At 75.1% G+C, this 12,410-nt stretch carries 12 protein-coding genes; 5 read left to right on the top strand and 7 right to left on the bottom strand.

Annotated features, from left to right (window positions below):
- Positions 1–144: 144 nt before the first annotated feature.
- The 5 genes from AB0F01_RS25955 (at position 145) to AB0F01_RS25935 (ending at position 5,445) form a co-directional block, all read left to right on the top strand.
- A complete protein-coding gene (locus AB0F01_RS25955) occupies positions 145–1,182 on the top strand; it encodes a MerR family transcriptional regulator (protein ID WP_362100335.1) in 1,038 nt (345 codons plus the stop codon).
- A 528-nt stretch (positions 1,183–1,710) separates the two neighbouring features.
- Positions 1,711–1,881, top strand: coding sequence for a hypothetical protein (locus AB0F01_RS25950; RefSeq protein WP_362100332.1), 171 nt, complete (start codon positions 1,711–1,713; stop codon positions 1,879–1,881).
- The gene (locus AB0F01_RS25945) at positions 1,878–3,107 is read left to right on the top strand and encodes a lycopene cyclase family protein (protein ID WP_362100329.1); all 1,230 of its coding nucleotides are present in this window, start codon (positions 1,878–1,880) and stop codon (positions 3,105–3,107) included. The genes AB0F01_RS25950 and AB0F01_RS25945 overlap by 4 nt, the downstream gene beginning before the upstream one ends.
- Positions 3,104–3,874 carry a class I SAM-dependent methyltransferase gene (locus AB0F01_RS25940; RefSeq protein WP_362100326.1) on the top strand — a complete coding sequence of 257 codons (771 nt, stop codon included), beginning with the start codon at positions 3,104–3,106 and terminating at the stop codon, positions 3,872–3,874. Before AB0F01_RS25945 ends, AB0F01_RS25940 begins: the two co-directional genes overlap by 4 nt.
- 56 nt (positions 3,875–3,930) lie before the next feature.
- Positions 3,931–5,445: an FAD-dependent oxidoreductase gene (locus tag AB0F01_RS25935; protein WP_362100409.1), complete on the top strand. Its 1,515-nt coding sequence runs from the start codon at positions 3,931–3,933 to the stop codon at positions 5,443–5,445.
- Positions 5,446–5,544: 99 nt separating this feature from the next.
- On the opposite strand, the gene AB0F01_RS25930 is transcribed toward AB0F01_RS25935, so the two are convergent.
- From AB0F01_RS25930 to AB0F01_RS25900, 7 genes are all read right to left on the bottom strand, one after another.
- Positions 5,545–5,937: a monovalent cation/H(+) antiporter subunit G gene (locus AB0F01_RS25930; protein WP_362100324.1), complete on the bottom strand. Its 393-nt coding sequence runs from the start codon at positions 5,935–5,937 to the stop codon at positions 5,545–5,547.
- On the bottom strand, positions 5,934–6,200 hold the full coding sequence (locus AB0F01_RS25925) for a monovalent cation/H+ antiporter complex subunit F (RefSeq protein WP_362100322.1): 267 nt from the start codon (positions 6,198–6,200) through the stop codon (positions 5,934–5,936). The genes AB0F01_RS25930 and AB0F01_RS25925 overlap by 4 nt, the downstream gene beginning before the upstream one ends.
- Positions 6,197–6,802 carry a Na+/H+ antiporter subunit E gene (locus AB0F01_RS25920; RefSeq protein WP_362100319.1) on the bottom strand — a complete coding sequence of 202 codons (606 nt, stop codon included), beginning with the start codon at positions 6,800–6,802 and terminating at the stop codon, positions 6,197–6,199. The genes AB0F01_RS25925 and AB0F01_RS25920 overlap by 4 nt, the downstream gene beginning before the upstream one ends.
- Positions 6,799–8,331: a Na+/H+ antiporter subunit D gene (locus AB0F01_RS25915; protein ID WP_362100316.1), complete on the bottom strand. Its 1,533-nt coding sequence runs from the start codon at positions 8,329–8,331 to the stop codon at positions 6,799–6,801. The genes AB0F01_RS25920 and AB0F01_RS25915 overlap by 4 nt, the downstream gene beginning before the upstream one ends.
- The gene (locus AB0F01_RS25910) at positions 8,328–8,759 is read right to left on the bottom strand and encodes a Na(+)/H(+) antiporter subunit C (protein ID WP_362100314.1); all 432 of its coding nucleotides are present in this window, start codon (positions 8,757–8,759) and stop codon (positions 8,328–8,330) included. The genes AB0F01_RS25915 and AB0F01_RS25910 overlap by 4 nt, the downstream gene beginning before the upstream one ends.
- Positions 8,756–11,608, bottom strand: a complete 2,853-nt coding sequence (locus AB0F01_RS25905; protein ID WP_362100312.1) for a Na+/H+ antiporter subunit A — start codon at positions 11,606–11,608, stop codon at positions 8,756–8,758. The genes AB0F01_RS25910 and AB0F01_RS25905 overlap by 4 nt, the downstream gene beginning before the upstream one ends.
- Positions 11,609–11,846: 238 nt before the next feature.
- Positions 11,847–12,362: a TspO/MBR family protein gene (locus AB0F01_RS25900; RefSeq protein WP_362100310.1), complete on the bottom strand. Its 516-nt coding sequence runs from the start codon at positions 12,360–12,362 to the stop codon at positions 11,847–11,849.
- Positions 12,363–12,410 lie beyond the last annotated feature (48 nt).

Below are 12,410 nucleotides of genomic sequence, written 5' to 3'. Positions count from 1 at the left end.
TCGTGCGTCAGGTGCGCGGTGGACGGCCTCCTCCCGACGGAGCCGGACGCCCTCGGGCCGCAGTGGCCGTGCGCACGGCGTCAGTCTTCGACGCGAGAAACGACGCAGACAACATGCGTCGTTTGTGCGTCGTACAGTGGACGCATGAACGTGGAGCAGAACGCGGCCGGGGACGGCCGGTCCGAGGCCGGGGGACGGGACGGCGGCGAACCGTCGCCCGGCGGGGGACTGACGACGGGCGAGGTCGCCCGGCGGCTCGGCGTGGCACCGACCACGGTCCGCACCTGGGACCGCCGCTACGGCCTCGGCCCCGACGCGCACACCGGCGGGCGGCACCGCCGCTGGACCGCCGCCGACGTGGCGCGGCTGGAACGGATGTGCGCCCTGACGGCCACCGGCGTGCCGCCGGCCGAGGCCGCGCGGATCGCGCGCGGCGACGCGACGGGCCCGCCGCCCTTCCGCCGCGGGCTCCCGTCGGCCGCGGCCCCTGGTCCGCGGCCGACGGCGGCCCGCGACCGGGCCGGCAGCGGACTGCGCCTCGGCGGCGACGTGCGTCAGGAGTGCAAGGGGATCGCCCGCGCCGCGCTGCGCCTGGACGCCGTGGCCCTCGAGGACCTGCTGCGGACCGCGATCGCCGAGCACGGCCTGGTCCCGGCCTGGACCGAGGTGATCATGCCGACGCTCCAGGCGGTGGGACGCAAGTGGGAGAGCTCGGGCGAACGCTACGTCGAGGTCGAGCACTTCCTGTCCTGGCACGTCTCCGGTGCCCTGCGCCGCAGCGCCCGGCCGGTGGCGGCCGACCGGCCCGGTGCCACCACGGTGCTCGCCTGCGTGCCGGGGGAGAACCACACCCTGCCGCTGGAGGCCCTGGCCGCCGCCCTGACCGAACACGGCCTGCCGGTCCGCATGTTCGGGGGAGCGCTGCCCGTGGAGTCCCTCGTCGCCGCGGTGCGCCGGACCGGACCCGCCGTGGTGGGACTGTGGGCGCAGTCCCGCACCACCGCGAGCCGACCGCTGGCCCAGCACGTGGCCGCGATGGAGTGGGGCGTGCGGGGCGCCCGCCGGAGGGCGACCGTCCTGACTCTGGGCCCCGGCTGGGCAGGCCAGGACGTGTCCGGCCTCCCGCGCCCGGCGGGCCTGGCGGAGGCGGTCGAGCTCGCGCGGTCCCTCACGGAGCGCTGACCGATACCCGGGTGCGGGCGCACCCGTGGTGGCTGCTGGCCTTCACCGCCCGGGCGTGATCCGCTGGGCTCGCGGTACCCGGACCCCAACCGCCGCCCCGCGACACGACCCACGGAGGAGCCATGGACGCCGTCCCCCGCGCCACGTCGTCCCCCTCGGCACGTCGTCCGCCGCGGCACGTCGTCCCCCGCGGCGTGCCGCACGGCGTCCGGCCGGCGGCGGGGCGACGCCCGTCCCCGCGCCCGCCCACCGCCCCGCGCCACTCACGCACGCCGCTCACCGTCCGCACCGCCGCCCCGCCCTGCGCGGCCACGCCCTCAACTCACCACGCGGCACCTCCGATCGCCCGCACACGGCGACTCCGCACGCCCCCACCGGCTGTCGCCGCACGTCCACCGACCCCCGCGCATCCACCGGCCCTCCGCCCGCAGAAGAGAAGCCGAACCGTTCCGTCCGCCGCCGCCCGCCCCTGACCACCCCACCGCCACCGCCTGCCGCCCGGCCCCGCCCCCTTCGACCGGAGTGATCGTGGATCCCGAGCTCGACCCCGACCCCCAGGCCACCCCCGCCCCGCCGCCCCCGCCCACCGGCGTCCCGGCCGACGGGCGCACCGCCGCCCGGGACGACCGGGCGCTCGGACCCACCGACGGCGGACGCACCGACGGCGAATGCACCGACGGCGGACGGCGGGCCCGGTGACCCCGCCGTCCGCCCCGTCCCGCACGTCCGACGTGGTGGTCATCGGGGGCGGCGCCGCCGGGCTCAGCCTCGCGCACCGGCTCACCGCGGACGGTTCCCTGTCCGTCACCGTCCTGGAGCCGCCGGACGGCCCGGTACGTCCCCCCGAGCGGACGTGGTGCTACTGGGAGGACCGGGGTGCCGGGGACTTCGACGAGGCCGTCACCGCGTCCTGGTCCCGGCTGCGCGTCCACGGTGCCGACGGTCGCGCGTTCACCGTCGACCCCGCGCCGCTCACGTACCGCATGCTGCGCTCCGCCGCCTTCGAGCGCCTGGTCCACGAGCGGCTGGCCGCGTCCCCCGGCGGACGGGTCCTGCGCGCGACGGCCGGCACGGTGCACGAGGTGCCCGGCGGAGCCGAGGTGCGGTGCACGGACCCCGACGGCCGCGCCCTGACGCTGCGCGCCCGGCACGTGTTCGACTCCCGCCCGCTGCGCTCCCTGCCGCCCGCCCGGACCCAGTTGCTGCAGCACTTCCGGGGCTGGTTCGTGCGCACGGACCGGGAGCGGTTCGACCCCGGCGTCGCCGACCTCATGGACTTCCGGGTGCCCCAGCCGCCGCACGGCCTCGCCTTCGGCTACGTCCTGCCCCTCGCACCGGACCGGGCCCTCGTGGAGTACACGGAGTTCTCCCGCGCGCCGCTGACCACCGAGGCGTACGAGACGGCCCTGGCCCACTACACCCGTGACGTCCTGGGCCTCGGCACCCACACCGTGGAGTCGGCCGAGCAGGGCGTCATCCCCATGACCGACGCGCGCTTCCCCCGCAGGGCCGGCGCCCGGCACCACCGCATCGGCACCGCGGGCGGCGCCACCCGCCCCGCCACCGGGTACACCTTCGCCGCGGTGCAGCGGCAGAGCACGGCCATCGCCGCCGCCCTGCGCGACGGACGGGTGCGCGTCCCCGCCGCCCACGGGCGCCGCTCGCTCGCCATGGACGCCATCATGCTGCGCGCCCTGGACACCGGACGCGTCGACGGCCCCGCCTTCTTCACCGGCCTGTTCCGGCACACCCCCGCGGAACGCCTGCTGCGCTTCCTCGACGGCGCCACCACCCCCTGGGAGGAGTGGACCATCGGACTGCGCACCCCCGTCGGTCCCATGCTCCGCACCGCCGTCGAACTCCCCTTCCTGCCCCGCCGTCACCGACCCGCCCCCACAGCCCCGACCGGAGTCAGCACCTCATGACACTGCTGCACGACCACGACCTGGCCCGTGCCTTCGACCACGCCGCGCGCACCTACGACCGCCTCACCGCCGTCAACCCCGGCTACCGCACCGACCTGCTGCGTTCCGCACGCCGGCTGCGGCTGCCCGACGGCGGGGCCGGACTGCACGTCCTCGACCTCGGCTGCGGCACCGGCACCTCCACGCGGGCCCTGCTGCGGGCCGCGCCGAAGGCACGCATCACCGCCGTCGACGCCTCCTCCGGCATGCTGCGGCGCGCCCTCACCAAGCCCTGGCCCGAGAACGTGCGGTTCCTGCACCTGACTGCCGAGGAGGTGGCGACCGCGGGGGAGGGGCCCTTCGACGCCGTCTTCGCCGCCTACCTGTTCCGCAACGTCACCGACCCCGACCGGGTGCTCGGCGCCGTGCGGGGGCTGCTGCGGCCCGGCGGGCGCCTCGTCGCCCACGAGTACACCCTCAGCGGAGCACCCGCGCACCGGGTCCTGTGGACGGCCGTCTGCCAGGGTGTCGTCATCCCGGCCGGCACCCTCGTCGGCGACCGCGCCCTGTACCGCCATCTCTGGCGCAGCGTCCTGGAGTTCGACACCGCGCCCGCCTTCGCCGACCGCCTCACCCGCGCCGGCTACACGGCGGTGCGCTCCGCACCCGTCGCCGGCTGGCAGACCGGCATCGTGCACACCTTCCTCGCCCGGACCCCTCCGGGCACGGAGCCCGTCACCGGCTCCACGGACACCGCCCGGCCCGTCGTCGAGGAGGCCACCCCGTGACCGTCCCCCCGCCCCCCGTCCCCCGCAGAGGCCGCGACCGCAAGGCCGACGTCCTCATGCCCGCCCCGGGCCGCGACCGGTTCACCCGCACGGACGCCCCCCGGGTCGCCGTCGCCGGCGGCGGCATCGCCGGCCTCGCCGCGGCCACCCTGCTCGCGGAGCGGGGCGCCCGCGTCACCCTCCACGAGGCCGGAGACGCCCTCGGGGGCCGCCTGTCCGGACACCCGACCCGCCTGGCCGACGGCTCCCCGGTGACCATGAGCCGCGGCTTCCACGCCTTCTTCCGCCAGTACTACAACCTGCGCGGCCTGCTGCGCCGGACCGACCCCGGTCTCACCCGGCTCACACCGCTGCCCGACTACCCCCTCCGGCACAGCGGGGGCCTCACCGACAGCTTCGCCCGCGTCCCGCGGACGCCCCCGTTCAGCGCGCTCGGCTTCGTCGCGCTCAGCCCCACCTTCGGCTGGCGCGACCTGGCCGGGCTGGACGCCCGCGCGGCCCTGCCGCTCCTCGACGTCCGCGTGCCGGACGTCTACGAGCGCTTCGACGGCATCAGCGCCACCCGGTTCCTCGAAGGCGTCCGCTTCCCCGAGGCCGCCCACCATCTCGCGTTCGAGGTGTTCTCCCGCAGCTTCTTCGCCGACCCGCGCGAACTGTCCGCCGCGGAACTGCTGTTGATGTTCCACATCTACTTCCTCGGATCCGCCGAGGGACTGCTCTTCGACGTGCCCGACGAGCCCTTCCCGCACGCCCTGTGGGACCCGCTCGGCGACTACCTCGGCCGCCTGGGCGCCGACGTGCGCACCGCGAGCGCCGTCCACGCCGTCCGGCCCCGCGACGACGGGGGAGTGGACCTGGACACGGACACCGGTGCCGAGCGCCACGACGCCGTGGTCCTCGCCCTGGACCCCGGCGCCCTGCGCGCACTCGTCGCCGCCTCGCCCGGCCTGGGCACCACCGCCTGGCGGGACGACGTGGCCGCCCTGCGCACCGCGCCGCCGTTCCTGGTCTCCCGGCTCTGGCTGGACCGCCCGGTCCGCGCCGACCGCGCCGGGTTCCTCGGCACCAGCGGCTACGACGGGCTCGACAACATCAGCGTCCTGGAACGCTACGAGGGCGAGGCCGCGCGGTGGGCCGCCGCGAAGGGCGGATCGGTGGTGGAACTGCACGCCTACGCCGTCGACCCGGCAGCCGATCGCGAGAAGACGGAACGCACGCTCCTGGACCGGCTGCACCAGGTGTACCCGGAGACGCGCGAGGCCCGCGTGGTCGACGCACGGCACGAATGGCACGCCGACTGCCCCCTGTTCCCCGTCGGCTCCCACCACCGGCGGCCCCCCGTGCGCACCCCCCACCCCCGGGTGACGCTGGCCGGCGACGCCATCCGCTGCGACCTTCCCGTCGCCCTGATGGAACGCGCCGCCACCACCGGATTCCTCGCCACCAACGCGCTGCTCGAAGCGTGGGACGTCCGCGGGCAGGTGCTGTGGACGGTCCCCCGGGCGGGCCGTTCCCCCGCCCTGCGCGCCCTCGCCGCCCTCGGGAGGGAGCCTCGCCCCCTCAGCGGCTGAGCCGCCGGCGCGCGACGGCCGTACGGCCCGGGGCCTCCACGGCTCCGGGCCCCGTCCGGGCCGGGGCATGCGTGTGGTCCAAGCCGTCCCGGGCTCCGGTCAGCGCTCCTCGTCCGTGTCCCGTTCCGGCCGGCCGGGGCCGTCCAGGGGCGTGCCGTCCCGGGCGAGCCGGTCCGCGAGCGCGTCGGCGAGCAGCCGGTCCCGCTCGATGGCATGGGTGCGGTGGGCGGTGCGGGCGATGATCTGACTTGCGATCGGTGCGGTGAACAACTGGACCACGGCGACCACCAGCAGCACCGCGGCGTGGCGCAGGGGCATCTGCGCGGCCGCCCCCACGAGCACGAGGAACAGCCCCAGGGTCTGGGAGTTGGAAGCCGTGTGCAGCCGGGTCACCACGTTCGGGAAGCGCAGCAGCCCCAGGGCACTGAGACAGCAGAAGCCCGCGCCCGCCGTGAACAGCACGACCGTCACCGCGTCGAGCAGAACGGTCACCGCATGCCCTCCCGCTTCTCGATCAGGTGGGCGACCGTCACCGAACCGATGAAGGCCAGCAGGGCGAGGACGACGAGCAGCGGGACCATCGTGGTGTCGTCACGCGCCACGGAGCCCACGGCCGTCGCGGCGATGGTCAGGGTGACCAGCACGTCGAGCGCCAGGATCCGGTCGAGGGCCAGCGGACCGCGCACCAGACGCACCAGGGTGATGACGGCGGACACCGCGATCACGGTCAGGGTGATGGCGTGGAGCAGGCTCATGATGTCCCTCCTCGGGCGTCGTCCCGGGGTTCCTCCTCGGGCGGGGCGGACGGCCCGTCGCCGGTGTCGTGCCGGTACCGGACGGCCCGCGCCACCCGGCGCTCCAGGGCCTGGATGTCCGCCCGGCGGCGGGCGATGTCGTCCTCGCTGCCGTGCGGCAGCAGCGCGTGCACGTAGAGGCACCTGCGGCGCCGGTCGATCTCGACGACCACGGAGCCGGGCGACATGGTGATGAACTCGGCGACGGCCGCGATCAGCAGGTCGCTGTCGAGGCGCAGCGGGACCTCGACGATCGCGAACGACGCCCGTCGGCCGTGACGCACGACCTGCCAGGCGACCACGCACCCGGACTTCACCAGATCGGTGAGCACGTGGACCATCAGCCGCGCGATGCGCAGCGGGTCGGGCACGGCCCCCGGCAGGACCGCGGGCAGCGGGAAGAGCAGGACCACGCCGACGGCCACGAGGAGGCCGCCGGCCACCACCACCGCGCTCGCGGTGCCCCACAGCAGCAACCACAGCAGCCAGAGCCAGATGATCATCGGCAGGTGGCGCAGGCCGGGCCGGGCCCGGCGCCCGTGACGGTCCGCGGGGGCGCTCACCGGCCCGTGCCTTCCATGACGGCGGACCGGTACGCGTGCGGGCGCAGCAGGTCTTCGGCGGCCCGTTCGCTGACCCGGGCGAGCGGGCCCGCGCACACGGCGACCACCACTCCGGCCGCCGCCATGCCGGCCGTGGCGGCGAGCATGAGCCCCTTTCCGCGCCGGAGGCCCGACGCCGGGGCCGTGGCGGGCGCCTCGTCCGTCGGCGCACGGCCCGGCGGATGTCCCATGAAGGCCGCCGTCCACACGCGGCTCATCGTGTAGAGGGTCAGCAGACTGGTGACCAGGGCGGTCCCGGCGAGGAGGTAGGCGGTCGGCCCGGCCCGGGCGACGGCCGCCTGCAGCAGTGCCAGCTTGGCGACGAAACCCGAGAACGGCGGGATGCCCGACAGGCTCAGGGCCGGTACGAGGAACAGCGCCACCACGACCGGGCCGGGACGCGGCCACCGCCTCAGAAGGTGCAGCGCCGCCGTGTCCGTGCGGAGCACGATCAGGTCGGTGACGAGGAACAACGCCGCCTGGACCACGATGTGGTGAACGATGTAGAGGATGGTGCCGGTCAGCCCCGCGGTGTCGAACAGCGCCAGACCGAACAGCATGAAACCGATGTGGCTGACGAGCGTGAAGGACAGCAGCCGGTTCAGGTCGTCCTGGGCGAGGGCGCCGAGGATCCCCAGGATCATGGTGATGATCGCGGCACACGCCAGCAGGAGCCACACCTCCGTGCGCGGGAAGAGCAGCGTCTGGGTGCGCAGCAACGCGTACACGCCGACCTTGGTCAGCAGCGCGGCGAAGACCGCGGTGATCGGCGAGGGGGCGGTGGGATAGCTGTCGGGCAGCCAGAAGTGCAGCGGCACGATCGCCGCCTTGATGCCGAGCACGGACAGCAGCAGCAGGGCGAGCGCGGAGCGCAGGCCGTCCGGCAGCTCCGCGATCCGCGGGCCGAGCTGCGCCAGGGTGACCGTGCCGGTCGACGCGTACACCAGCGCGATCAGTGCCAGGAACAGCAGCGACGACGTCAGACTGACGATCGTGTACGTCATCCCCGCGCGGGTGCGGTTCTCGTCGCCGTCCAGGGTGATCAGCACGTAGGAGGCGGCGAGCATCACCTCGAAGGCCACGAACAGGTTGAACAGGTCGCCGGTGAGGAACGCCAGGCTCAGGCCCGTCACGAGCACCAGGTAGGCCGGGTGGAAGGCCAGGGCGGCACCGCGCCGCTTCTCCGCCGTGCCCTGGCCGATGGCGAACAGCAGCACGGCCAGGGCGACCAGCGCCGAGACGGTCAGCAGCAGGGCGGACAACCGGTCGGCCACGAGGGTGATCCCGAGCGGTGCGGGCCAGTCCCCGGCGTGCAGGGTCTGCGGCCCGTCCCGGTCGGCCAGCACCAGCAGTGCCGCACCGCAGGCGGCCACCGCCGCGAGGAGGACGACGCCGGCCGTGCGCACCACCGCACGGGGGAGGCCCAGCAGGGAGGCACCCGCGCCGAGGGTCGGCAGCAGGATGGGCAGGGCCAGCAGGACCGCGGTCATCGGTCTCCCTCCGGGGCGGTTTCCTCCACGGTCCGGGCGGGGCCCGTGTCGTCCTCGTCACGGTCGCCGAAGGTGCCGATGCGCCGGTCCTCCACGTCGTCGCGCACCTCGTCGTGCCCCGTCAGGCGCCACGACCGGTAGGCCAGGGCCATCAGGAACGCCGTCAGACCGAAGGTGATCACGATCGACGTCAGCGCCATCGCCTGGGGCAGCGGGTCGGCCATGTGCCCCGGGAGGGGGGATCCGTCCTCCAGCACCGGGGGGCGGCCGGGTGTGCCCCCGGCCACCAGGAGCAGCAGGTTCGTCCCGTGGCCCAGCAGGACGAAGCCGAGGACGATCCGCATCAGCGACCGTTGCAGCATCAGGTAGAAGCCGACGGCGAACAGACCGCCGACCACGAGCGCCAGGGTCACGTCGGCCGAACTCATCGTGCCCCCTGTGCCGTCGCGCTGTCGTCCGCGGTGTCGGCCGCGTTCGCCTCGGCGATGTCCTGGCCGAGGTGGACGCCGACGGCCGACAGCAGTTTCAGGACGACACCGATCACCAGCACATAGACGCCGATGTCGAAGAACACGCTGGTCGCCAGCTTCACCGTGCCCAGGAGCGGCGGATGCAGCGTCACCACCGTGCTCTCCAGCACGGCACCGCCGAAGAGGAGCGGGACCGCCCCCGCCACGGCGGCGAGCAGCAGCCCCGAGCCGGCCACCACGCTCGCCGGCGCCCGGACCGCGGCCCGGAGGTCGGCGCGCCCGCCCGCCAGGTACCGCAGGACGAAGGCCAGACCCGCCACCAGACCGCCGGCGAACCCGCCGCCGGGGCCGTAGTGACCGGAGAACAGCAGGAACAGCGACAGGACCAGGACGGAGGGGAACAGCAGCCGGGCCGCCACCTCCAGCAGCAACGTCCGCTCGCCGCCCGGTCGTTCGACCGCGCCGGGCAGCCAGGTCCGCGCCGGCTCGTCCCAGTGCGCCGTCGGGGCCGTGCCGCCCGGCCCGCCGGACGTCCTGCCGGGGCCGCGCCCGCCCACCCGGATCAGGCTCACCGCACCGACCGCCGCCACCATGATGACCGAGATCTCCCCGAGTGTGTCGAGCGCCCGGAAGTCGACGATGATCGTATTGACGATGTTGTCGCCCCCCGTCTCCTTCATGCGGTCCGTGTACCCCGACGAGACGGCCGGAGCCGTGCGCGCGGCGGACGCCACCAGCGTGAACCAGGTGACGAGGACCCCCACCGCGCCGGCCGCCACCGCCCGCACCAGACGCACCCGGGTCGCCGTCCGGCCGGGACTGAACCGGGCCGGCATCCGGCGCAGCACCAGGACCACCACGACCAACGTCATGGTCTCCACCAGGAACTGGGTCAGCGCCAGGTCCGGCGCACCCCGCACCAGGAACACCCCGGCCACGCCGTAGCCGACCGCACCGGTCAGCAGAAGACCGGTCAGCCGGTGCCTCGAGCCCACCACCGCGGCCGCCGCCGTCAGCACCACCACGGCCAGAATCGGCTCCACGGGGGACCACCACAGCAGCGGCGAACCCGGAGAGAGCGCGCCGGCCACCAGTGCCGTGCCGGGCACCAGCAGCACGGTCGCCAGCAGCACCGTCAGGTACAGCGGGACCGAACCCACCTGGGTGTGCCGGGTCACGGTCACGGCGAGCCGGTCGGCCGCCGCGACCGTGCGGTCGTAGGCGCGCTGCACATCGGGCAGGCGCGGCGCCTCGGGCAGGGCACGCCGTCCCAGGTGCACCAGCACGCCGAGCGTCAGCGTCAGCGCCGACAGCCCCAGCACGGGCGTGAAGCCGTGCCACAGCGACAGCTCGTACGGCCCGTCCGGGCCCGGCGGGTAGGTGTCGGCGTACGCACCCGTCAGCGCCGCGGTGCCCGTGTACCCCACGCCCAGCACCAGCCCCGCCCCGGCCAGCACGGCCACCGGCGCGACGAACCCGGCCTCGGGCCGCTCCGCCTCGGCCACCGGGCCCCGGGGGCGGCCGCCGAACGCCCCCTGCACGAACCGCGCGGCGTACGCCACGGTCAGCGCCGACCCGGCCACGAGCACCGCCGTCAGCCATCCGTGCCCGGCGAGCTGCGAACCGCCGTGCAGGAACGCCTCGACGTAGGCCTCCTTGCCGAGGTAGCCGACCAGCGGCGGGAGCCCGGCCATCGACGCGGCGGCCAGCGCCGAGACCGCGAAGAGCACCGGCATGCGACGCCCCGCGCCGGACAGTTCACGGATGTCCCGGGTCCCCGCCCGCCGGTCCAGGATCCCCACGGACAGGAAGAGGGCCGCCTTGAACGCCGCGTGCGCGAGCAGCATCACCGCCCCGGCCAGCGCGGCCGTCCGCGTACCCGCCCCCAGCAGGGCGACGAGCAGGCCCAGCTCGCTGATCGTGCCGTAGGCCAGCAGCAGCTTCAGGTCGGTCGCGCGCAGCGCCCGCCACGCGGCCGCCACCATCGTGGTCAGGCCCACCGCGAGCACCATCGGCCGCCAGGGGGCGACGTCCGACAGGGCGGGAGCCAGCCGGGCGATCAGGTAGACCCCGGCCTTGACCATCGCGGCCGCGTGCAGGTAGGCGCTCACCGGGGTCGGCGCCACCATGGCCGCGGGCAGCCAGCCGTGCAGGGGCATCTGCGCGGACTTGGCGAACGCCCCGATCAGGACGAGCACCACGGCCGCGGAGACCGCGCCCCCCTGCGGCGGGTCGGCGAGGATCGCGGAGATCCGGTACGTCCCGGCCGCCCGGCCGAGCATGATCAGACCGAGCAGCATCACCAGACCGCCCGCCGTGGTCACCAGCAGTGCCTGCCGGGCGGCGCGACGCTCGTCCCGGTCGTCCCCGCTGCCGGCGATGAGCACGAAGGAGGCGACCGTCGTCAGTTCCCAGAAGACGTACAGGACGAAGACGTTGTCGGCCAGGACGAGTCCGGTCATCACCCCGGCGAAGGCGAGCAGCACGGCGGCCAGGCGGCCGGTGTCCCGTTCGACGTAGTACCGGCAGTACAGCAGGACCAGGGCTCCCACGCCGGCGACGATCCACAGCATCAGCAGGGACAGCGCGTCCAGCCGCAGGTCGACCGTCAGCCCCAGCGAGGGGGCCCACGTCAGGCTCTCGCGGTACTCGCCGCCGTCCAGGACGTGCGGGGCGCGCGTACCCGCCCAGACCACGACCGCCAGCGGCACCAGCGCCGCCACCACCCACACCGCGCGGCCGACGCGCCGCTGCCACCAGGGGATGGTCACTGCCACTGCCGCGTGCGCAGCCAGCAGGAACAGCACCGCACCAACTCCTCCGCCTCGTTCCGGTCGCCGCCGCGCGCCCGGCCGTACCGGCCGTCCCCACAAGCCCTATCCCGATCGTCGGTCGAGGGTGCCCGACACGGCGGCAATCAATCCCCCGGGTGGTGCAGATGGGTGCAGGGCGCGGGCCGGAACGCGTCCGGTCCGGGCCCCGGACCGGACGCGTCCGTCGTTCCGCCGGGCCCGCGGGGGCGCCTCCCGCCGCCGAGCGGCCGGGTCAGCTGTTGAGCTGCCAGATGGCGAAGTTGAGGGAGGCCGCGTACAGCACCCACAGCGCGTACGGCACGAGCAGCAGTGCGGCCGCCGGACTGCGGCGCCGGAACAGGACCATGGTGACGGCGAGCGCGGCCAGCAGCAGGCAGATGTCGAGGAACGCCAGGCCGTACCGGTCGGCGCCGAAGAACAGCGGTGTCCAGGCCAGGTTCAACGCGAGCTGCAGGCTCCAGAGGACGATCTCCTTCCGGGCCGCCGCCAGGGGACGGTGGCGCAGCACGAGCCAGGCGGAGAACGCGATGGTGGCGTACAGCACCGTCCACACCGGGCCGAACAGCCAGGAGGGCGGAGCCCAGGCGGGGCGGTCGAGCGAGCGGTAGGTGCTCCCCGAGTCCGACGCCGCCAGGCCGCCCAGGGCAGCCACCGCGTAACAGACCGCGAGGAGCAGGACGAGGAGCAGAACGGACCTGCGCGAGGCGGCGCGATGCCGGCGGTCCTGGTCGGGTGGGGCCTGCGTCACCTGCGGTCTCCCATCGTCGTGACAGCGGGGTGCCGGCCGGGTGCCCCG

The organism is Streptomyces sp. NPDC029526 (assembly GCF_040637405.1).
In the GTDB taxonomy this organism is placed as follows: domain Bacteria; phylum Actinomycetota; class Actinomycetes; order Streptomycetales; family Streptomycetaceae; genus Streptomyces.
The sequence above is the reverse complement of the archived record's forward strand: the minus strand, read 5'-3'. Positions and strand labels throughout refer to the sequence as shown.